General features: G+C 42.5%; 14 protein-coding genes and 1 tRNA gene. 4 read left to right on the plus strand and 11 right to left on the minus strand.

Annotated elements, in window-relative coordinates:
- Positions 1-81: 81 nt before the first annotated feature.
- Positions 82-1,326, minus strand: coding sequence for an ROK family transcriptional regulator (locus BLU80_RS07535; RefSeq protein ID WP_091396013.1), 1,245 nt, complete (start codon positions 1,324-1,326; stop codon positions 82-84).
- A 368-nt stretch (positions 1,327-1,694) separates the two neighbouring features.
- Here BLU80_RS07535 and BLU80_RS07540 point away from each other — a divergent pair, with 368 nt between their 5' ends.
- The 3 genes from BLU80_RS07540 (at position 1,695) to BLU80_RS07550 (ending at position 4,903) form a co-directional block, all read left to right on the plus strand.
- A complete protein-coding gene (locus BLU80_RS07540; protein ID WP_091396016.1) occupies positions 1,695-2,666 on the plus strand; it encodes a 3-keto-disaccharide hydrolase in 972 nt (323 codons plus the stop codon).
- A 267-nt stretch (positions 2,667-2,933) separates the two neighbouring features.
- A tRNA-Gln gene (locus BLU80_RS07545) sits at positions 2,934-3,004 on the plus strand.
- Positions 3,005-3,472: 468 nt separating this feature from the next.
- Positions 3,473-4,903, plus strand: a complete 1,431-nt coding sequence (locus BLU80_RS07550) for an AAA family ATPase (RefSeq protein ID WP_091396019.1) — start codon at positions 3,473-3,475, stop codon at positions 4,901-4,903.
- A 124-nt stretch (positions 4,904-5,027) separates the two neighbouring features.
- Here the strand turns inward: BLU80_RS07550 and BLU80_RS07555 are convergent, their stop codons facing one another.
- From BLU80_RS07555 to BLU80_RS07600, 10 genes are all read right to left on the minus strand, one after another.
- Positions 5,028-5,264, minus strand: a complete 237-nt coding sequence (locus tag BLU80_RS07555) for a putative signal transducing protein (protein ID WP_091396022.1) — start codon at positions 5,262-5,264, stop codon at positions 5,028-5,030.
- A 75-nt stretch (positions 5,265-5,339) separates the two neighbouring features.
- Complete coding sequence (locus BLU80_RS07560; protein WP_091396023.1) at positions 5,340-6,431, minus strand: DUF4434 domain-containing protein; 1,092 nt, start codon at positions 6,429-6,431, stop codon at positions 5,340-5,342.
- Positions 6,432-6,660: 229 nt separating this feature from the next.
- A complete protein-coding gene (locus BLU80_RS07565; RefSeq protein WP_091396026.1) occupies positions 6,661-7,776 on the minus strand; it encodes a hypothetical protein in 1,116 nt (371 codons plus the stop codon).
- Between the two features lie 38 nt (positions 7,777-7,814).
- A complete protein-coding gene (locus BLU80_RS07570) occupies positions 7,815-9,368 on the minus strand; it encodes a sulfatase family protein (RefSeq protein WP_091396028.1) in 1,554 nt (517 codons plus the stop codon).
- A gap of 39 nt (positions 9,369-9,407) precedes the next feature.
- Positions 9,408-10,505 (minus strand): glycoside hydrolase family 43 protein, encoded by a 1,098-nt coding sequence (locus tag BLU80_RS07575; protein WP_091396031.1) that lies wholly within the window; start codon positions 10,503-10,505, stop codon positions 9,408-9,410.
- 247 nt (positions 10,506-10,752) lie between these two features.
- The gene (locus BLU80_RS07580; RefSeq protein WP_091396034.1) at positions 10,753-11,925 is read right to left on the minus strand and encodes a hypothetical protein; all 1,173 of its coding nucleotides are present in this window, start codon (positions 11,923-11,925) and stop codon (positions 10,753-10,755) included.
- A complete protein-coding gene (locus tag BLU80_RS07585) occupies positions 11,925-13,064 on the minus strand; it encodes a family 43 glycosylhydrolase (protein WP_091396036.1) in 1,140 nt (379 codons plus the stop codon). Before BLU80_RS07585 ends, BLU80_RS07580 begins: the two co-directional genes overlap by 1 nt.
- A 316-nt stretch (positions 13,065-13,380) precedes the next feature.
- The gene (locus tag BLU80_RS07590; RefSeq protein WP_091396038.1) at positions 13,381-14,856 is read right to left on the minus strand and encodes a RagB/SusD family nutrient uptake outer membrane protein; all 1,476 of its coding nucleotides are present in this window, start codon (positions 14,854-14,856) and stop codon (positions 13,381-13,383) included.
- Between the two features lie 18 nt (positions 14,857-14,874).
- Complete coding sequence (locus tag BLU80_RS07595) at positions 14,875-17,967, minus strand: SusC/RagA family TonB-linked outer membrane protein (RefSeq protein ID WP_091396041.1); 3,093 nt, start codon at positions 17,965-17,967, stop codon at positions 14,875-14,877.
- Between the two features lie 29 nt (positions 17,968-17,996).
- On the minus strand, positions 17,997-19,220 hold the full coding sequence (locus BLU80_RS07600) for a hypothetical protein (protein WP_091396043.1): 1,224 nt from the start codon (positions 19,218-19,220) through the stop codon (positions 17,997-17,999).
- Positions 19,221-19,713: 493 nt separating this feature from the next.
- Here BLU80_RS07600 and BLU80_RS07605 point away from each other — a divergent pair, with 493 nt between their 5' ends.
- Positions 19,714-23,787: a hybrid sensor histidine kinase/response regulator transcription factor gene (locus BLU80_RS07605; protein ID WP_091396046.1), complete on the plus strand. Its 4,074-nt coding sequence runs from the start codon at positions 19,714-19,716 to the stop codon at positions 23,785-23,787.
- The last annotated feature ends 125 nt before the right edge of the window (positions 23,788-23,912 follow it).

Raw genomic sequence — 23,912 nt, forward strand, 5'->3', positions numbered from 1 at the left:
TTTCGATATTTAGTTAGAAATGTATAATCCCTGGCACCAAGTGGTGTCAGGGATTTATATTAGTACAGTAGTATGCAGATATTAATTTCTTTCGGCTATTAAAAAATGCTCGATGCCTTCCACGGCGCAACCTATCAGGCCTGCTTCTTCTTTGAGTTCAGAAACGGCTATGCTGGTATGTTCCCTGATCTGGGTCATACAATAAGTATTAATGGACTGCAGCATGGGAAGGGTCAGATATTGTTCTGCCGCTGCCATTTTGCCTTCCAGTATAATTAAGGCAGGATTGAAAATTTGAATCAGGGTAGAGATACCTTTACCAAGCGCGCTGCCTACCTGGGAAAGTAATTTAATCGCAAACAAGTCACCTTTATTGGCAGCCAGGGTAATCATTTCCGGGTTGATCTGATCAATCTCTCCATTACAGAGTTCCAGTAAGGTAGAATGCTGACCCGCACGCACGCCTTCTTTTGCCAGGCGGATCAGTGCATTGCCGGAAGCCACTGTTTCCAGACAGCCTTGCTTGCCGCAATAACAGAGTTCCCCTGTGTAATCAAAGGGCATATGTCCGATCTCTCCGGAAAATCCGGCGGCCCCCTTTCTGACTTTGCCGTCCATAATGATGCCCAGCCCTAATCCCCAGTCCATCATCAGCACCAGGGCGTCTTTAATACCCTTTGCCCGGCCGCGCTGCAATTCTCCTTCCGCTGCAGCATTGACATCATTTTGGATAATCGTGGGCAGGCTGAACATGGACTCAAAATAATGAGCCAGACTCAAATGGCTGTTAGGATCTTTTAAATAAAAATGACTTTCTCCTTTTTGTTCGCTCACTAACCCCGGCATACAGATACTGACCCCGATTAGTTGTTGATTGCGGATACCCGTGGCGGCTAACAGTTCATCCGCTTTTTGTTTGATCAGATCGGTATTTTCCCGGGTCTTGGACACCTGGAACGGAAAGCTGGTTTTGGCTTCCATTTGTAAGGTGTTGTCAAATAAGGCTATTTTGGTTTCATATAAGGAGATATCAATACAAAGTACATAAAACAGACTCGAAACCAGTCCCAGTAAAACAGGCTTTCTGCCACCCCTAGATTCTCCTTCACCCTTTCGTTCAATCCAGCCACTTTCAGTCAGCTCCTGAATCAGTTTGGTGACACTGGGGATACTCAGGTTAAAAGCATCACAGATCTGAGCGACTGACACCTCCTTTAATTCAAAAACGAAACGGATGATCCGGACTTTAAGTAATCCCTTTTTTCCTTCCTTGGAAAAGTGATGCAAGAGATTTTTAATGTCCTGAAAATGAGGATTGCCTGCCATAGGTTTAAAAATTAATAATTAATTAAATATGTATAGTGTCTTACACTGAAATTGATATCAGTTAACAACTGTTTAGTAAAAAAACATTTAATTATAAATTCCGAAATATAAATATATAAATAAGTTTTCTGTCTTAGAAACAATTTTGAAAGAAATTAGGGAACACATTTTAAAAAAGCGCCTGAACCGGATTGATTATAATTAAAAATCAGCAAGAAAGTAGGCTTTGAATAAAATTTCCCTTAATTTTAATGAGCATTTTCTTAATGTGTAAGCATCAGGAAGTCAGCCTTTGCATTTTCCCGGAAGTCCATAAGGACTTTTACCTTCTTTTATTTTGCATTTTGTCAACGCTTAAAAAATTTTTTATGAAAAAACATCCTCTTTTCTTTTTCAGCGCATTAGTATCCGCTTGTATTATTTGGTGTTCCGGGTTACATGCCCAGGTAAAACCTGCGGATAATGACCCAAGTCATCCGTTTTCTTTAGCCGGCAGATGGGATCTGAGCGTAGGAGAACAGGGCCATACCAGAGCCAGCTGGCTGGAAGTGGAGGTTTCAGGGGTTAAGACGCTTGTTGGTCGGTTCGTAGGTGCTGGCGGAAGTGCCCGCCCTGTTTCTGTAGTGCATTTTAATCAAGGTGATTTTGATTTTAATATTCCGCCCCAATGGGAGCAGGACAGCAGTGACCTTGTCGTAAAAGGGAAATTGTATGCAGATCATATGGAGGGAACCTTTAAAGAACCGAATGGTGCCGTGCATCATTTTACCGGTGTCAGGGCACCGGATTTGAAAAGAGAGGGACAGGTTCAGTGGGGTAAAACAATAACCTTATTTAATGGAAAAAATATGGATGGCTGGCATATATCCGGAAATAAGAATCAGTGGATCGTTAAAGACGGAGCGCTGATCAGCCCGCATTCGGGCGCCAATCTGATCTCTGATCAGAAATTTAATGACTTTAAACTACACGTGGAATTTAAATACACGAAAGGCAGTAATAGCGGTGTTTACTTAAGAGGCCGATATGAGGTTCAGATCATAGATAATCCGCCAACAGATGAACCCAATAGTCATTTATTTGCCGGTGTATACGGTTTTCTGCCACCCAGTGAAATGCCTACCAAAGGTCCGGATCAGTGGCAGAGCTATGACATCACGTTAGTTGGGCGCATGGTGACGGTGGTAGCCAATGGTAAAACAGTGATCTGCAACCGGGAGATTCCGGGTATTACCGGCGGTGCCCTGGACAGCCAGGAAGGAGAACCCGGTCCTATTTATTTTCAGGGTGACCATGGGCCTATCATGTTCAGAAATATAACCATTACTCCTGCGAAGTAATTTTATCATCAATAACAAATGTGTCCTAAAAGCGGGCAGGATATACCTTACATAAAGAATCCTGCTCGTTTTTGTGTGGGTATGTGTAAAGGTTGAAAGAATAGGTTTTCTAAAATGAATTTGTTTTACATGTTGATTATTAGAGAGTTGAGATACGAGTTTTGCAATGAAAAAGGGGACACGGTTTGTGAGGTTTCAATTTTAGAAATTTTTTTGAGGTTTGATTGTGATTTTTTACCAAAAGATCTTAATTTTGCCCTCCTGAATTGCCCGATAGTATAATGGTAGTACCACAGATTCTGGTTCTGTTTGTCTAGGTTCGAGTCCTGGTCGGGTAACAAAAACGATTGTAAAAGAGGCAGATTTGCCTCTTTTTTAGTTTTATAGGTAATACCGGTGACACCAATAAAATTAGGCATTAGATTCACTTTCCTATTCCCGATTCCCTTTTAAGTGACGAAGAATCAAATCTATTCATTTGAAATAGAACTTTACTTGCTACATTAATGCGACCCTTGATTGAGGTAATATATCCGGCGAAAATGATTCATTAAAAACTATATCTCGCCAAAATCGCTAAAAATTTGAAGTTTTGGCGGATTATAAAGTGCTATATCTCGCCAAAATTGACTTAAAATTGAGGTTTTGGCGAAATATAAAGTACTATATCTCGCCAAAATTAAGAATAATATGTAATTTTGGCGAGATATATAAACGTATACTTCGCCAAAATACTTGATTTTTGTAATTTGAGAAGATTGGTATATGAAGATATTCTTTTCTAATGAATTGATAAATAGATTTGTATGAATAATTTGGTTGGAAGAGAAAAAGAGATTGACATTTTGCAAGCCTTATTCGAATCTAAGGAGGCTGAACTTGTGGCGATTTATGGTCGCAGAAGAATAGGTAAAACATTTCTTATTCGGGAAGTGATGAATAAGGCAATGACCTTTGAAATTGTGGGAGAGCATAAAGGAGCATTAAAGACTCAGTTGACCAATTTTAGCAGGGCACTGATTCAGTATGGTTCCTCTATGGCAATCACACCACCTAATTCTTGGTCGGATGCTTTCTTTCAGCTATCCAAGCATCTCGAATTCAAGGCCAGGACTCACAATGGGAAACAAGTTGTCTTTTTAGATGAGTTCCCTTGGCTTAACACACCTAGATCAGGCTTTTTGTCAGCGTTTGATCATTGGTGGAATAGTTGGGGAAATAAGCAAGACTATCTTATCGTGGTCATTTGTGGGTCAGCCGCTGCATGGATGATTCGCAATATTGTTTATAACAGAGGGGGGTTACACAATAGGATTACCCAGAGAATCAATCTAAAGCCATTTACTTTAGGGGAAACGGAAGATTTTTTGAGGTCAAGAAATATAAAGTTAGGACATTTTCAAATGGCCCAAATCTATATGGCACTCGGGGGCATTGCAGCCTATCTTAAATTACTGAAAAGGGGAGAAAGCGTCGCTCAGGCTATTGATAGATTATGTTTTGACCCAGACGGACCTTTAATCGATGAATTTCAAAGCCTTTACCAATCTTTATTTGAGGATTCGGGAAAATACATACGTGTTATTAAGTTATTGGCAAAAAACACAAACGGATTTTCAAGATCAGAAATTGCAAAATCATTAGATATGTCATCTGGAGGTGGGTTAAGTGTTTTATTGGATGAATTGGAAGCCTCAGGTTTTATTGCTTCATATAGGCCCTATCATTTAAAAAAGGCAAACAATCTATATAAGGTCGGTGATGAATTCTCCTTATTCTACTTGAAGTTTATGGAAAATAAAAAACATAGTGGGATGGAAAGCTGGCATAAGATTGCAGCGACAGCAAGCTGGAAGAGCTGGAGTGGACTGGCTTTTGAACGGGTTTGTCTTAAACATCTTCATAAAATAAAGGAAGCGTTGGGATTGCGAGCTATTCAAACAAATTCCTCTTCTTGGAAGAGTGGTAATAAGGAGGCTGAGGGTGCTCAGATTGATTTATTGATAGAAAGAGGGGATTTTGTCATTAATTTATGCGAAATAAAGTTTTCAGAAAGTGTATTCACCATTGATAAAAAGTATGCAAATGAACTCAGAAACAAAAGGGCGCGCTTTATTGAAGAATCGAAAACAAGAAAATCAGTGATGATAGTTATGATTACCTCATTCGGGGTTAATCATAATGAAAACTATTTGGAATTGATTCAGAATGAAGTAAAATTAGAAGACTTGTTTTAAGGGTAACTGGTTTATCTGTTTATTTTCTGATCAGCTCTAATTGATTAGGTTTGCAAACATTTATTTACCATCAGCAAGTCGCATTAATGCTGTAGGGCGCTTTAGAAACTACATGTATGAAATTTTAGCCAGGCAAATACCCACCAGTTATCAGCAATGCATGGGCCTTTTCAAAATCAGTTTGTTTAACGAGTAATTTAGGGATGTCTGCTATGTTGCCGTAAAGCTGGCCAGCGATTTCGTTTTGCATAAAGGTGGGAATGCCTTCTGACTCCAGAAAATTTTTTGCACCTATTACATCAGTATTTGATTGTGAACTATATATCACTTCGAGAGGATCGGTTATTTGATTGTCTTCCATGACTTATTTTTTACTATATGATGTAGTTAACCCCCAGCTTATGCCGGCTTATTTTTCACTACTAAAGGTAAGGGTTTAAATTTTAAAGTACTCTTTATATCTGTCATATAAGTGACCTGCCTGCAAATAAGCCGATTGCGGGCTCATAAAATGAGAGAACTCAAATGTAATGGCTTTGTCATATTGTTGGCGTTTGGCCGCCTCTAGCTTGAGCCTAAGTTTATCGAATTTAATCGGTAAAAATTTAATAGGCATGTCTCGATCAATCGTCTCTGCATTGGTCCAGCACTGCATTTTATATTTATCTGCCAGTTTTTTGTTAACTGCAAAAAAAGCATCCAGTTCATCGTAATCGATATGACCGTCCTGGAATGCGCAGGCATCCACCACGTCATGGATGCCACTGAAAATCTCATCCCATTCTTTTTCATGTTGCGCTACGGAAACAGCAGATGCTTTGGATAATTGATCAGAAGCGGCTGCAACTGCTTTTTTCCCGTCGATCCATGGAGAGATAAAAGTAGGCAACCCTCCGGAAACATCTTTACATTGTTTACCCATCGCATGAAAAGAGCTGATTGCTCCTTTGGTTTGACGGCTTATTTCGCCGCTGATATACCAGCCTTGGAAACTTTTGTATTTCTGGCCATAATTTTCCCACACTTCGTCAATTACATATTGGTTGGACTGAACCTCGTAGCTCATATCTCCGGTATCCCAGTATTTGCCGGAGTCATATAAGCCAAAATAAAATTTCATCTGATATTTTTCGGCTAACTGTAAAAATAAATCTAGTAAGTCTACTGAAGGCATATAGCAGCCTTTAGAGAGTAAGTATTTAGATGGATAGGTGATGAATTTTCTATAACCGCTGCGTATCATAATGACCGTATCAATACCTATAGCCTTCATGTGTTTAAAATCCTGGTCCCACTGCTTTTCACCCCAGTTTTGGTGAGGGATATCATGAGAGATTTCATCCAGAAAGGTGCCGCTGATAGGTAGGGCATTGGGGTGAGCAATAATTAGTGGATCCTTAGCTGGAACGGTACTAGCAACAGGTAGTTGATTATTGCTACCGGTATTGGCTAATAATGACCCTGCGAATATGCCTGATCCAGCCAGGGTCGCTTTCTTTAGAAAATCTCTTCTTGAATCTGTATTCATATAATGAATGATTAGAATTGAACCTACGGATAACCGAAAATAGGTTTTGCAAATGCATGTATCTCGCTGTAAATTTAAAGGATTATCGGGACTCTGTTTAATAAAAGGCGCCTAATCAAAAGCCCTGTATTGATTATTCTTTTAAAACCAATACAGGGCCTTATCCGCTACGTATCAACTCTTTTTCCAAAAGCAATGGCTACGTTTCTTTAGGATATACGCCAGTTATCTACATCTGGCCTTTCTCTTTTGCATTAAAGCCAGGATTATTGGAGATAGATCTGGCATCAGCCAGGCTAAAAACGGAACCATCTTCATAAAACAGGCCATTAATGGTACCAATATTCCTTTGTGGTGTCAGGTAGGCTGGTTTTACCATAAGAGACCAAAAATAATTGCCTATTGCTGCATCTCTGACATGACTGGCCAGGCTTTTAAAATTTGGGTATAATTGCTCTTTGGGTAAAGCATGTTGGTTCCAGCCGTTGCCAGCCGGTCGCAGCCGTTGCCATTCTGTAATCCAAAGTGGCCTGCCTAGTACCTGGGCAACTTCCTTTGCCATTGCGAGGTCTCTTTTGAAGGCTGGAAGCGCTGTTGGATAGTTATTGTGGAACTGTAAAATATCTATACCCAGATCCATAAAATGCCCCCAGTTTTCCATCCCAGGTAAAGATCCCACAGAAAGCGGAATAGATTTTTGTTTCTCCTTGGCCGCTTTAAACAAATGCCTGGTCATGGAAAGCCTGCCGTTCGCAAGCCCAGGCTCATTCATTACTTCGATGGCCAGTAACCTGTTGTCCGTTCCATGTAGATCCATAATTCGGTTAACAAATGCAGTAGGCTCCTGCCAGCGCTTCGGATCTCTGCTGATGGCAAGTCCCGGAGACATAACGGCTACTGCTGTTTTGGGGTCTTTATTTTTTCTGGCTTCTGCAGTATTATCTACGCCACAGCTGTCAAATAAGGCCAGCAGTATTTTAAAGCCACTTTTATCAGCTGCCTGTAGCATCATTTCCAGGCACTGTTCATGTCTTTTTGGATTCTCCAGCCAATATTCATAACTAAGCCAGATTCTCAGGGAGTTAAGACCAATGCTTTTGGCATAGCCAAAATCTCTTAGGGTAATATCTTGGTTATATTCCTTCCATTGCTGCCAGGTATTATAGGCTTTTGCCGGGATATAAATGGCACCCCTCGGTGTCGTTATCTGTGGTGCTAAGGGAGTAAAACTATCCTTTATTTTTGATGCTAATGGGCTGTTTGTCTGTGATTTTGAGACAAATGGCAAGGCCGTCAGTCCCAGGGAGGCTAATGCACTGTTTTTTAAAAAATTTCTTCTTTGCATAGTAAGAATTTAGGTAAAGATTGGAAGTACGGGAACATTTAATGATTCTGGTAACCAGGCCGGGTTGCTTTTTGCTGGATACCGGTTATTGTTTGCTGCATGGACTGGACTATGTCTGGATGGATGGCTGCCAGGTTTTTATGTTCGGCGGTATCTGTCGACAAATCGTATAGCTGTGGTGCCTTACTAAGCCCGGTAGGGATCTTTTTATTTTTCATCCAGTCTGGTATGGCGGCTGTTTGAGGGGCAATGTATTTATAATTGCCGGCTCTTAAAGAAAGGGTATAGGATTCTTCCAGCATCGACTCCCGGCCTTTACTGGATTTGCCCATAATAACGGGTAACATATCATAACTGTCTGGTGCCTCGCCGGGGTTTAGTTTATAACCAATTAAATCTGCCAGGGAGGCGTAAAAATCAACATGACTAAATAGGGTACTGCTGACTGTCTGTTGAATGTGCCCCGGCCAGTAGGTAATGGTTGGCATCCTGGTCCCAGCTTCAAAAGCACTGTATTTGCCGCCGTTAAATGGCCCCCAGGGTCTGTCTGATCCCACAAGCGCTTCCGCCTGATCCTGGTAACCGTCATCCAATACAGGGCCGTTGTCACTGCTGAAAATAATCAGGGTATTGTCTGCTAGTCCTTCTTTTTTAAGATAATCTATCACTTGCCCCACCGACCAGTCTAGTTCTGCGATAGCGTCTCCACGAGGTCCCATCTTGCTGGCACCTTTAAACCTTGCATTCGGGGCCCTGGGAACATGAACATCGGTAGGCGCAAAATACAAAAAGAATGGATGTTGCTTGTTTTGGTGAATATAGTTTTTGACTTTACTGACTACTGTAGCGGTGATGTCTTCATCTTTCCACCAGGCGGATTTTCCGCCTGTCATAAACCCAATTCTGCTGATACTGTCAATGATGGTACCGCTATGCTGAGAATCAGCCAGCATTCTGGTCATCTCAGGGTGTTCTAGACCTGTTGGTAAATTCCCGACCTTATGGTCATAACTGATAGACAGGCTGTCGGATGTAGAAAGACCTACAACCTGATGATTTTCTACAAATACGGTAGGTACCCTGTCGAGCGTAGCCGGTACAATAAAGGAGTAATTAAAGCCGATTTCTAAGGGGCCGGGCCGCAACTGGTCATTCCAGGTGGGAGTGCCATCACCCAGGCCTAGATGCCATTTGCCAATAACGGCTGTATTATACCCGTTCTTTTGAAACATGGCCGGCAGGGTAGGTGTTCCGGGACGGATTAATAAAGGAGCACTGCCGGGCAATATGGCGGCATTATTACGGAAGGCATAACTGCCTGTCAGTACCGAAAATCTGGAAGGGGTACAGGTAGAAGCGGTGCTGTGCGCATCGGTAAAACGCACACCGTTTTTGGCCAGATGATCGATGTTGGGTGTCTGTACACCCGTAGCGCCATAGCAGCTTAAATCTCCGTATCCCAAATCATCTGCATAGATAATGATGATATTAGGCTTCGTATTTACTGTCTGCTTCGTTGCATTTTTGCAGGAACTCGTGCCCAAGGCGACCAGGGCACCCAACAGTAAAGAGATTGAATTTTTTAATTGCATAACAGGTATTTATTGATGGAAAAACTACTTTATTCGGTGTTACTTAATAGCCGGTGCTGGCCTTTGCGTAAAAGAAGGACTATTGCCCTTGATCCTTGGCCAGCCACCTTTGAAGTAAATTTCATCCAGGAGCATGACTCTTTTGTCAAATTTTAATCCGACCGGACTTTTTTGGCTTTGGAAACGGTCTTTTGGATCAATGGCGTGGTATAACATCCAATATTTTTTGCCCTTATTAGTGGTAATTACAGCGTTATGTCCTGGAGCATCCCAATGGTCATTAAGTTCCAAAATAACCCCATTGCCGGAACCGTCCAGGCCCTCAAATTTTGTATAAGGACCCGCTACATTTTTTGATCTGGCTACCATGACTGCATAATGAGCCTTAGGACCACAGCAATTATCGCCTGAGAAGAATAAATAATAGTAACCCTTTCTATAAATGAGCCAGGGCGCTTCAACCATATTGTCGTAATTGTTTTTTTTATTTGTTGGTATGATAAGGTCTATAGGGTTGCTGTCGGGTGCGAGATGTGTCCAGTCCTGCATCTGTTGCATTTGAATGGGAGCTCTGTCTGAACCCCATAAAAGATAGGATTTTTTAGTGTTGGGGTCATGAAATACCATGGGGTCTATATGGGTATAGGATCTGCCACAAACGAGTGGCGCGCCGATATCCGTAAATGGCCCTTCAGGTGACCTGGAAGTTGCAATGCCGATACAATGTTCTTTACTGCCGTTTTGACCAGATGCAAAATAGAGATAATAGGTTTTGCTTTTAGGGTCATAATGGATATCCGGTGCCCAAAACTCGGTTGTTCTATCTGCCCAACTGGGTTTAACCGGCATGCCGTCTGCTAGATATTGCCAGTGAACCAAGTCTTTTGACTTGGCAATCTGTAAATGGATCATTTCTTTTTGCTCATGCCAGGTCCGGGTAGCGTAGGCGTAAAAATATCCATCCGGCGCTTTTATGATGGCTGGATCTGCAAAAATGGTATTTAAGACGGGATTGGTATAGCTCTTTGACCTGTTGGTATTGTTTTGGGCCTTTGTACTGAGGCCGCAAAAAAACATAAGGAGCCATCCTAATCCATAGGTCATCATTTTTTTGGGAAAGCGCATTGTTTGAGTCATGATATTTTATTTTTTATGATGGAGAACCTGGTTGTGGAACCGGTAACAAGTAAGTTCTTTTTAAAGGCGTAATTTTATATCCATTGCTTCAAAACCAGTTTTTTTTCTGTTATACGGATGCCTGATATTTTATCCTTTTAAAGTTACCAATTATAGCGCGTAAGACAGCTCTATTTAGAATTGGTTAATATTTCAATAGTATTGATTACCGGCTCGTATATTTACAGGGCTGTAGAACACATAAAGATTATTGCTGTTTTTGTCTGCCCTGCTTTAATAATTCTATAAAATCTTTATATACCAATGGGTTGGTATAGTAATCTCCCTTAGGGCCTTTGCCAAATGATTTTTGTAAGAACAAAGGGTTTAAGAACCAGGAAGGGGTACGGGAGGTTATATTTTTAGCGTAACCTTGTTGCAGTAACGGATAAGTCGCCAGAACAACACCGTACTGTTGGAAATATCGGTAATAAATTTTTAAATAATGAGGGATATACCAGGGCTGACTATTAAATAGCTGATTCCATTGCGGGTATGGGATTTTGCCATTATTGACAAGGGTAAGCCACTGATATACGGTAAGACCTGCCGGAAGATTATTTTTTTGTAGAAAATCAGCGCCCTTTTCATTGATGCCAATGCTGTCTTTAAAATGCCGATTGTATAATCTGAATAAGGAGAACTCGGGTACGATAATCGGCTTTTCAGGCATAAGGTTGCGGGCGAAAGTAAAAGCTTTTTGTATGTCTAGGGTGTCTTCTATATGTAAATGAATGGCCAGACCGGTTACGGCCTTATTCATTTGTGCAAAACGGATCAGCTCGATTACACCAGGTGTTTTTTGCATTTGCTGTTCAAAAAGAGCAGGCAGTGAACCTGCATATATTTGGGGCATTGTCCAAGTGGGCTGTCTTTTGTAAAAAGCAATCACGTGTTGCATAAGACGATTGGTAAATATAATTAAGGGCACCTGGTGTTGCGGATTATATTGCAAATCAACCCGCATGGTTTCTAAATTGGGCTCATTGCCCAGCGTAAATATTTTAATATAAGGCCCCACCTCATTTAAAATGCTGTCCACCATTTTAAAATATTGCTGTTCCGATGCTGATCCTGGGACAGGCAGACGTAGTTTTCTTTTTTTAAAGTCCCACCTGAATCCAAAGACAATCTTATAGCCGGCTTTTGCTGCCTTTATTACGTTTTCAATGGCTGGGTTATGTTGGACGCAGAGTAGGCCGTCTACATAATCCAGAATTCTGGGAGTGGTTCTAATCCAGTCTGGATGAACCTTTTGCAGGTATTTAAAATCTATATTTTCCGGATTATGGTTAAAGTTCAGCCCTAGTTGCTGACTAAATAGCGAATGGATGCTTAATAGAAAAAAAGCAGAGATCACAAGGATTTTATTTACGCGCATTATTTTGTCTTTAAATTTGAATAGAAGGATGTAGCGGCCTGAATGTCTGGCCTGACTCTGCCATTTACCCATTGAAGTGGAATGAGCGCCGGACGGCAGGTGATAGGGAAGGACGCTGCCATCATACCTCTGGGATTAAAGAACGCTGTTGACCACCAATTGCCTGCTTTATCGGTGAAAAAGTTATTATGGCCTCCCCCCAGAATGGCTGGATACCTGGGACCGTAAGGTCCGTAAATGCTATCAGCTTCTGCGACTACAACGTCATAACTGTACAGTCCCTTGTCTTTGTGGCCGTCTCTGATGTAAGAATAGGTACTGTCTGGTTTTAATACAGACCATACACTCTGTACCAGTTGATAGGTATGATCGTGTTTTGTCAGCCATACGCCTTCAATATACGGCTCTGGTTGATAAGGGGTTTCTTTTAGTTTTCTAAAGGGTTCAGCAATATCACTGAGGTCACTGTTCATAAGGGCGATATAGTGATCATGTCCTACTAAATAAACCTGCCCATCGGTATCCTCAAAAATACTTAAGTCGATATTGTCAAAAATGGGTTTGTCCTTATTGCCTTTGATATTGATATAAGGTCCGGTGGGGCTTCCCGTCGTGCTTTCTAATACGAAAGACCCTTGCCCTTCATTGAGGCAGGCGGCAATCAGCCATCGATGCCTGCTTTTAATATAATGAATTTCAGGGGCCCAGACCGCTCTGTACATGGAGTCCAGTGGGTCACCATTCAGTGATGTTGTACCTTCTTTTATGGGTTTCCCTTTTTTTTGCCAGGGGGCGGCATCCTTGTCAAAGGACCAGATTCTGCCCAGAGATTTCCAGTGTTTCAGATCAGTGGATTGCCATAAATAAATGCCGTCATTATAATCCCAGCAGTGGGTAGCGCCTTCAAATATTCGGTTGGGGCTGGCCGTGGTTCCTGTCATATAATAATTGCTGTCAGGCCCCAGCATGACATAAGTGTCCCGCATCCAGACATTCATGATTGGGTGAATAGATTGGGGAACGGTCAATAGTGAATCACCGACGGGCGCAACCGGGTCGCTATAGGCCAGCTTTGTCCTGCTTTGCGTATTCGTACCACAGGCGCTACATAATATTAATAAAAATGTGATACACAACATGAAGGGAAAAGGTCGCTTTTTAAAATAAGGCGTTGCAGAATATATTTGTGGATGAGGCATGTGTTTTTACGCGTAATTTTTCTTGTATTCAGATCAGGTTGAATGCAAGGGTTAAAGGATGGTTGTGGGGTATAGGCGGCATTAGAATAGTAAAACCTGGCTAAAAGGATAATGAAAATTAATCACATTAAAAAGGGTCTTTGTTAAGTGGGTTTAGTGTGGGGTGAGAAATTTTGGGGTCAGACATACCTGCCCGTGCGCAGGTATGTCCGTGATACCCCTATTTTCCATCCCAAAACTTGACGACCGACTATGATTAATAACCCGGATTTTGTTCACAAAGCTTATTGGCCTGAATCTCTGATTGAGGAATCGGAAATAAAACTCTATCGGTTGTGGCCTGGGCGGCAGGGATGCCCCTGGCTAAAGCGGAAGAAATAAACGTTCCCTGGCGTATTAAATCCTCTCTTCTTTTGCCTTCAGAGATAAACTCCCAACCTCGCTCTTTGAAAATAGCCTCCCTGAAACTTTTTTGGTCAGGTGCATCTGTTGAACTCAGATTGGGCAGTCCAGCCCTTGTTCTGATCTGATTAATCAAGGTGAAGCATTCCTGGGGTGGGGTGCTGCTCAGTTCATTAAGCGCCTCTGCCCTGGAAAGTAAAATGTCAGCATAACGGTAGATAGGTACGTCATTACCGCTGTTGTTGCCAATGGTGGTATTGTCCCAGTATTTGAAACTACGGGCATTGTCCCCATCCAATATATTAACTGTATTGCCCGCATTGTTGATGTAGCTGGTGCAGATAAGGTTTCTGCGTTTATCGGCAGGGTCCATGGTGTTGACAAAAGCAGTCCTGAGCCGGTACTGGGTGGCGAAGTTGGACATAGTCGATTGGTAAATAAAATCAGGAACCTGATCTGTGCGCTTAAAACCGGCAGGCAGGGCCCCTGCCATAAACCAGTTTCCAAAATCGACCTCGTTTTTACAGGGCAGCACAAGAATCATTTCTTTATTGCTCATGCCTTCGTTTTCTACTCTGAACAAGTCTTTGAAAGCGTATTGCGTGGTAGAATAATAATTAAAGTCCATGATGGCCTGACAGGCATCCGCCGATTTTTGCCACTGCTTTGTATTAAGATAGAATTTCGCTAATATAGCATAGGCAACCCCCTTATTAAATCTGCCAAATGCTTCTTCCTTTCCAGGATCAGGCAAATCAGGAATGGAAGCCGTGATTTCTGAGGCAATAAAATCTTTCATTTCCTGATCGGTAGCTCTGGCCAGATCGCCTGGCTGGCTGGTAGAGGTTCTTAATGGAACCGGCCCGAAGAAACTATAGAGCGTGGCATAACTGTACGCTCTCAGCACCCTCGCTTCCGCTTTATAGAGTTTTTTATTGTCATCTGTGGTGTTGACATTGTCAATGTTTTCAATAACACCATTAGCATCGCGGATACACCGGTAATTAGGAGCCCAGATATCTGCCTGAAACGTGCCTAAGTTTGCATCCCAGGTAAAATTGATAATTTCCACCAACTGGCCGTTTTCTGCTCCGCCGGAATTGAAGGCCATATCAGTACACATCTCAGAATTATTAATGACAAAGCGGGAGTTCTGCTGGGTCTGCTGCTGGGCATAAGCCGAGAATAGTAAAGATTTAATGCCGCTCTCGGTTGTCAACACATTGCCCGGTGCATATTCCGAATAAGGTGTTACATCCAGGTCCTTTTCACAGGCGCTGGACCCTAAAAGCAATAGGGCAGGGATTATATATATGAATATCTTTTTCATCTTATTAATTTTATGGAATTAAAACTGGATATTTAGGCCACCGGTAAAGGTTCTTGTCATGGGATAAGTGTTATAGTCTACCTTATTGATGTTGCTGCCAATGGCATTGGCGGCTGGATCAGCGCCAGAATAATTGGTAATGGTCCAAAGGTTTTGACCACTAATATAAACCGTCGCACTATTGATAAACTTATGGCGCCCCAGTGGAACATTATAAGAAAGCTGGACAGATTGCAGCCTCAAATAAGACGCGCCTTCTACAGTCTTATTGGTAACATTCTTAAGTCCTTGCACATCTCCAGGTATAAAGGAAGGATATTCATTGGTAGGGTTTTCCGGGGTCCATCTATTTAAATAAAGATCGGCCAGTTTATTTCTACGGAAATCCACCGGATAATAAGAATCTACCAGACTGCTATTAAGCATCTTAGCACCATGAGAGCCTTCAAAAGAGACATTGAGCGATAAGCCTTTATAACTGGCGTTTACATTAAAGCCGTAATAGAAGTCGGGCAGGGAATTGCCTAAGATGACCCGGTCGCTACCGTCTATGACCTGATTGCTGTCCAGGTCTTTGTATTTAAGATCTCCGGGTCTTACACCAGCTGGCGCCTTTGTAAAGTCATCACTGGTCTGCCAGACTCCTGTGACCACATAACCGTAATAAGAACCCATGGACTCTCCTGGTTTTAAGATGCTATAATCTCCGATACTGCCGGGCCCCGAGGCGATGACCTGATCCTGGCCACCCAGGCTGAGAATTTTATTTTTCAGGGTCGTAATATTGAAGCTGGCGTCCAGTTTAAAATCGCCTTGGTCGACAAGCGTACTATTGAGCGCAAATTCAATACCTTGGTTGCGCATAGAGCCTACATTTTGGGTCTGTGAACCAAATCCGGAACTCAGCGGTAATGGGATATCGTACAGCAGATTGAACGTTTTTCTGTTATAATAGTCGATGGTGCCGGACAGCTTAGAAGAGAAAAGGCTAAAGTCAAGTCCAATATCCGTTTGTCTGGCGGATTCCCATTGCAGGTAAACATTCGGGCTTCTGGATGGAGCGATAGAGCTGACGCGCTGTCCATCAAAGACCGCATCTCTGCCTGCTGCATAGGTCGATAAATACAGGTAATTGGAATTCGGCTGATTACCGATAGCGCCATAGCTCGCCCTGAGTTTTAAATCAGAAATCGCGTCTACATTTTTCATAAAGGACTCCTGTTTGATTTTCCAGGAAAGGGCGGCGGAAGGGAAATAGCCGTACCGGTTCTGGGGGCCAAACCTGGCGGACCCATCCGCGCGGATGGAAGCGGTCAGTAAATAGCGGTCCAGGTAAGAATAATTGACACGTCCCAGGTAAGAAATTAAAATATTCTCCTGTTTACCATTGCCGACCTCATTGAGGGTCTGGTCTCCGGTTCCCAGGGCATAATAGGTCAGATCTGCCAGTGCGAAGGACCGGGCACTGGCCACCAGAGAACTGGAGGTGTATTTTTCATAAGTAGCCCCAGCCACCGCATTTATTTTATGTTTTCCAAAGCTTTCATTGTAATTAAAAGTTCCTTCCAGCAGATAATAGCCTCTTTTCCCGTCCCGGACATCCGCATATCCATTATAAGAAGCACCGGTGAGCGTAGATGGATCAATCCAGAAATACCTCTGTGCGTCATTCACGTCGGCGCCGACTCTTACTTTGGCAGAAAAGGTAGGGGCAAAGAAATATTCCCCATGCAGGTTCCCGAAAGTGCGGTATGTCTCTCCGGTAGAATACTGCCCGTTAATGACAGCCAGCGGGTTATCCATAGGCGCCATCAGGGGAGATCTGTAATAAGATCCGTCTTCATTGTAGGCAGGTGCGGTCGGGTCATAATTTTGTGCCATATATAAGGCGCTTCCGTTGTCATTAAGACCTGTTCCCGTAGCGTTATACTGGTCTTTCATATAAGAAGTAGCCAGACTGACACCTACGTTATATTTCTGAGGAACGTTAATATCTAAATGAACATTGACATTATAGCGCTGGGTACCTGATTTCAGCATGACCCCATCCTGACCAAAATACCCGGCAGATACATAATATTTGGTGGTGGGGTTTCCGCCGCTAAAAGAGATGTCATGAGATTGAATGGAGGCTTTTCTAAAAAGCAGCTGCTGCCAGTCAGTATTGTAGTTATCGCCGGTTACTTCGGGGTAATTACTGGTATTAAGATTGCCATCTTTGATAATGCCATTGAGTGCTTCCGTATACTGATCTCCCGTCATATATTTTTGGGTATGGCTCACCTGTTGCCTGCCATAGGATCCGTCATAACTGACCTTCAAGTTGCCGGCACCGCCTTTTTTTGTCGTGATTAAAACAACACCATTAGCGCCACGGGAACCGTAAATAGCTGTAGCGGAGGCATCTTTCAAAATTTCGATGGAGGCGATATCCGATGGATTTAAGGTGTTCAGCGGGTTTCTGTCATTGGGATTACTGGTCGTTCCCCCCGGACTGGCAGAGCCAATGGCGACGGCATCATTAACAGGCATCCCGTCAATGACATATAAAGGGGCATTATTACCGGTAATGGAGGTAATGCCTCTAATCTGAACACTCATGGCAGCCCCTGGTTCACCGCTTTTCTGGTAAATCTGCACCCCGGCTACCCGGCCTTGTAAGGCCTGCTGCATATTTATATTGGTGCCTTTTGTCAGATCTTTGGATTCAATAGAGGCCACAGAGCCAGTTAGATCACTTTTTTTAACCGTGCCATACCCAATGACCACGACATCAGACAGGGATTGGTCGCCCTGGGTTAGCTCAATGCTAAGATGGCTACGGCCATTGAGGTCTATCTGCTGACTATTATAGCCGACAAAATCAATAACGAGCTGTGTGTTCTGATCAGGCACCTGTATGGTAAAATGACCCTCAGCGTCGGATAGGGTATGGATCTGCGTGTTTTTTACAGAAATGGTGGCACCATTTAAGGGTTGCCCCTGGGTATTGGTGATCTGGCCACTGACCTCAGTGGACTGGGCCTGAACAAGGTTGCTAAATACCAGTAGCGTTAGTAGCAGCACCAGGCTTCGTAGCGGATACTTCTGCCTTAACTTTAATGGGTTCATAGTGTGAATGTTTTGTTTTTAGTGATTTTTTATTGGCAAGGGTTTTCGTTTTCAGCAATTTTTTGAAACTGATCTAAAAAGCTATAGGACTTTTGGTTGCGCCCGTTGACCTGCTGGACGGACCGGTTAAGAAATAATCCGTTTAATACCCAGGGATCGGTGCTAACTGTAAAGTCCGTATTGTCGGGATAGGATTGGCGCAGTGCATAAAAACTTAAGTAGACGTTCCCCGTGGCCAGAAAGGACTGATAGGCCGTGCATAAATAACTGCTTTTAGCAGCCAGATACGGGGAATTAGCCCAGAAGGCATACCATTCCTGGGCGGGCCTCGGATTTTTTAATGCATAATCGATATATTGATAGTTTTTGGTGACACTGGAGGGCGGAAGCTCAATGCTGTCAGAAGCGGAGGCTTCAGCTGCTTTGATAAACGCAGGCGCTATGGCAGAATCGTTATAGGAACGCCAGTATTTCATCAAAGAAAATTCGGTGACTAGCATTTTTTGATCCGCCCTGATTTTTGAAGCCGCAAAATTCAGGGCACTGGTCATTTCTGCCTCACTATTATGATGGATATGCAAGTCGATACCTGCCAGATAAGAAGTAGCCTTGGCAAAGGCCAAGAGGTTTAAATAGCCCGCGTTGGTCTGCTGGGTGGTTTGATACATATTATCAAAGGCGCCCAGAAAAATAGGCTTTTCAATATTATTTTGTTCAAAATAGGTATGTACCTTATCCGTGGCCTCCTTATAAAAGCTGTTAAGCGGCTCATTCCAGGTGGCAGGGGCCGCCTCAATAAATGGCTCATTGCCCACAATCAGCACATCGGTATATGGCATTACCTTGGCCAGCAGTGTGCTAATAAAACTCAGATAGTTATTCCAGTCCTGGCCATCTTTGGCGGGAAATCCATTCTTTAAGAAGTTGAACTTAAGGCTCAGGACAGTTTTGTAGCCTTTGGATTTTAGGCTGTTATACGCTGCAATTTTGGCATCGGTATTTATAGTACCGGCTTTATACAGGTCAATGACTTCTATAAAGCACCTGACCCACTTGGTTTTGGAGTCTGCTATGTCCTGCATATCGGCCACGTCCACCTGTTCATTCAGGTTCACGCCCATTTTAAAGCTATAATCAATCGAATCCGGCGTAGAGGGTTTGGCCACGGTGACATGGCTTTTTTCACCACTGCATCCCAGGTAGATACCTGCCAGTAGTAACCATAAAAGGCAGTGTGTGTAGAAAAACTTCATATGTATTTAGTTTTTAATATTATTGAATTTGTGTCATCTTACTGGATAAATGCAAGTGGCGTCATCAATAATCCAACAGTGAATAAATGGATGGCTTTTTTGCTGAGCAATTTTAGTCAGAGAATACAGCAATCAATAGCAGTATTGTTAAATAAATCTTGATAATTGTTTAAAAATTGTCAAACAGGCGTCTGGCAGTAAAAATCGGATGCTGGAAACGGGGAATTTCAACATATGTGCGGGCGGGCTGTCCTACAACTAAAAGGTGATTTTGGGGCTTAACGGGGATATAAAAGCCTAACTATGCTGTCTTTAGCAAATATGTTTAGCTGTATTTTTACCTGTTTTGGTGTAATTATTCCTTCCAAAGCAGGACAAATGTTTAAATAAGCCGCAATTTTGTTTATAAATGAAGTTATATTTATCTATTTACTTTCACATTTGACAATAATGCAGAAATTAGCATTCAACAAATAGATAAACCACGCCTTAGATGAAATCCTTATTTTATTTGTGGATATTGTTTGGACTGATAGCCGTAGCCAGGGCCCAGGATATTCAATTTAGAAAGCTGACCTCTAACCAGGGGCTGTCCCATAATACGGTGTATGGAATCTGTCAGGATGATAAGGGGCAGATGTGGTTTGCGACCAGAGAGGGCCTGGACCGTTATGACAGCTATCAGATCAAGAACTATTATATAAAAGATAGCCTGCCAGGCATCTCTCCCGATAAAATTGGCGCCTTATTATGTGATCATGACAGCATTTATATTGCTACCGAAGACGGATTATACATTTATAACCAGCAATCCGACCAGATTTCCAGAAGCCGGGCATTAAAGCAAAAATTGTCGGTACTCTGCCTGTTGAAGGCAGGTAAGGTTTTATTTGTTGGAGGCACAACGGGTTTATTTAAGCTGGAAGCAGGCAAAAGCGAAGCCATTACGCAGCCCAATCTAACTGTCCGGGCCATGGAGCAACTTGGCCCCGATCGTTTTTTAATTTCCATAGGTAACCAGATCAGAGTGATTGATGGTCAAGGTAAAACCATTAAAATGTTTGATGGCCAGTCATTTACCCCCCTGTCCATCCCTAATTTTGATGTTTATAATATGTATAAAGACCAGGCGGGGTTCGTTTGGTTATGCACTAATTATGGGTTGTATTATTATGATATAAACCAACAATCCTTTATCCGGCTGCATTTTTCGGCCAGGGATACCCGGGAGATCAGTACCGTAAGAGCGATTGCCAGTGACGGTAAAGATTTACTGTATATTGGTACCGAAAACGGCTTATATATTTACCACAGAAGTACCGGGCAGGCAGAAAATTACGGCCAGTCTTTCGATAATAATGCCAAAAAGCTCAATGATAAAGCCATTTACTCCGCTTTTATTGCCCGGGATGGCTCTGTATGGTTGGGCACCTATTTTGGTGGAATTAATTATATCCCCTCCAATACCTATGCCTTTGAGCGGATTATGCCCCAGGATAATGGCGGGGGAGTATCTGGTAAAGCCGTCAGTCAGATGATGGAAGATAGTAGCCATCAAATCTGGATTGGTACAGAAGATGGCGGCATTACGATTTATGACCCCCTCAAAGATCAGTACAGCTATATTAATAAAACCTCCCGTCCTTTCTATCTGGGCATTAATAATGTCCATGCCATTCATAGCGATGGCATGGGCGATATCTGGGTGGGCACCTTTTTAGGCGGGCTGCACAGATTTGATTTGAAAAACAAGACCACGACTATTTACACGAATAAACCGGGGGATTCCACCTCCTTATCCAGTGATAATGTTTATGCAGTGTATAGGGATAGCCGCGGAACGCTTTGGATTGGTACCCAAAACGGGGTTAATATATTTGATTACCCAAAAGGTAGGTTTAAACATTTTCGCAGTGATGTCTTTAGTTATAAGTTTATTTATGATATAGGGGAAGATCAAAATGGAGATATATGGTTTTGTACCCGCTTTGATGGGATTTACCGGTATAACCCAATGGGCGGCACTCTGAACCATTATGGGGCCACAGGGCCACACCCGGTTTTAACCAGTAATCAGATTATCAGTTTTTATAAAGACAGCAAATCCAATTTATGGTTTGGCACGCTGGGGGGCGGAATCCTGCGTTTTGATTTTCAAAAGGATACATTTAAAAGCTATACGACTGCCGAAGGATTACCCAATAATAACGTATATGGTATTTTGGAGGATGGCGCAGGGTACGTCTGGCTGACCACCAACAGAGGGCTTTCCAAATACAGCCCTGAGACAGACCGGTTTATCAACTATAATAATAAATACGGACTACCCTCCAACCAGTTTAATTTTAAATCCTACCTGAAAACCAAAGATGGAACCCTTTATTTTGGCAGTATTAATGGGTTGCTATTTTTTCATCCTGAAAAAATAGCTGCCAGACATCCCCTGGTTCCTTTAATTTTTACTGATTTTCAGCTTTTTAATAAGACGGTTGTCCCTGCAGAAGGAGCCGTGCTGCACCGGCAGATTGATTATACCCGCAATATCTATCTGAACTATAATCAAAATGTCTTTACGATTAATTATGCGGCCATTGATTATGCGAACCCGGGCAGCACCCATTACGCCTATTATTTAAAAGGATTTGAGGATAAATGGAACTATGTAGATGGTAAAAACAGCGTCACCTACACAAATCTATCGCCTGGATCCTATACATTTTACGTGGTGGCGCTCAGCGCGGACGGAGCATTGCAAAGTGTACAAAGGTCCATTGATATTATTGTAAGACCTCCTTTTTACAGAACCAAGCTGGCCTATCTGGGCTATTTTTTACTCCTGTTACTGCTTATTTGGCTCTATACCCGTTTTATCCGGTTTTTGCATCAGAAAAAGATGGAAGTGCTGATTGAGCGGATCGAAAAGGAAAAAACGAAAGAATTAACCCAGAACAGATTAAACTTTTTCACCTTTATTTCTCATGAATTCAAGACACCTCTAACCCTGATACTGGCCTCCATTGAAAAGCTGATCTCCGAAAAAGGGGATGCCTTGAAAAATAATAAGGAACTCGCCGGCATTAAAAATAGCGCTTCCGTGCTCTTTAAGCTCATTCAGCAACTCATGGAGTTCCGAAAGGTTGAAACCGGTCATAACAGTGTACAGCTGAGCCGGGCAGATATTGTAGGTTTTCTAAGAGAGGCCACTGCTTATTTTGATACCATGGCCATCAGTAAAGGTATTGATTTACAGTTTAGTGCATCCTGCCCGGAGCTGTTCGCCTATTTCGATAAGGATAAACTCGAAAAAATCCTGTTCAATATCCTGTCCAATGCTATAAAAAACACGCAAAAGGGCAAAATAACACTCAGAGTGGATTGCCTAAGTGGCCGCACAGAAACAGAAGATTTAGAGCCGGCAAGTACCCAGATAACAACAAAGAGAGATGCTGCCATTGCGATCAGTGTAATAGATACAGGGCAGGGAATGACCCGTTCGGAGTTAAAAAATATATTCAATCCCTTTTATAAAGCACCAGATAGTGAGCTAGGGAGTGGCATAGGCCTTTCTCTGGTCCATAGCCTGGTGCAATACCTGAATGGAGTGATAGCCATTGAAAGCGAGGTCCAGAAAGGCACGACCATTTCTATTAAATTGCCGGTGGTATTGAAATTGGAGGAGAAGCAGCCCAAAAAGGACATGGCACCGCATAAAGAAGGCCCAAGTAGAGCAGATAACAATAAGCTTTCCTTACCAGAAAAACGATTAACGCCCGAAAATCCTGCTGCTATTATCACGGAGGCCAAAAGGTACACCTTGCTTATTGTGGAAGACAATAAGGAGCTGATGGTGTTTTTGTCTAATCATTTTGCCAATTTTTACCATGTAATCAGTGCTTTAAACGGTCAGTCAGCCTTAAGAAAGATTGCCAAATTACCCCCGGATATTATTATCAGTGATGTGAAAATGCCTAAAATGGATGGCATAGAATTATGCCGGCACATCAAAAACAACCCTAAATTGAGTTACCTGCCCGTCATTTTGCTCTCTGAGTGGGAGTCAGACGAGAAAAGAGTGACTGGATTAAACACAGGTGCGGACGCTTATTTGGGTAAGCCTTTTAATTTGAAGGAGTTAGAGTTGCTAGTCTCTAATATGATAAAATCGAGGGTAAAATTAAGGGAACATGTCATCAGTATCAGTGAACTAGCGATCGATCATCTTCCGACGAATAATAAAAATCAGGAATTCTTGACCAATTTGAGTAATCTTCTGGAAAAGCGGTTCCAGGACAGCGATTTTACCATTGAAAATATGGCCAGGGACTTAAATATGAGCCGAACTTCTTTGCATCTACACCTAAAGAAAAGTATGGGTAAAAGCGCCTCAGAACTTTTAAATGAGTACCGGCTCAAAAGAGCCGCAGTAATGCTGGAAAATGATATGCCCATTAATGAAGCGGCCTATGCCTGCGGATATAATGACCCCAATTACTTTAGCCGGGTCTTTAAAAAGTATTACGGGCAGACTCCGGCTAAGTATAGGGAGCAGGCTAAAGCCGAAAAATAACAGCGGATAAAAATATTCAGCAGTACAACATTGCTTATATAATTAACATTAGATACTTGAATTAGAAGGGTTTAATCAGGCTGGGTATACTTCCGAAATATTTGGGCAAAAGCAAGAAACGCTTT

The organism is Arachidicoccus rhizosphaerae (assembly GCF_900107765.1).
GTDB classification, from domain to species: Bacteria; Bacteroidota; Bacteroidia; order Chitinophagales; family Chitinophagaceae; genus Arachidicoccus; species Arachidicoccus rhizosphaerae.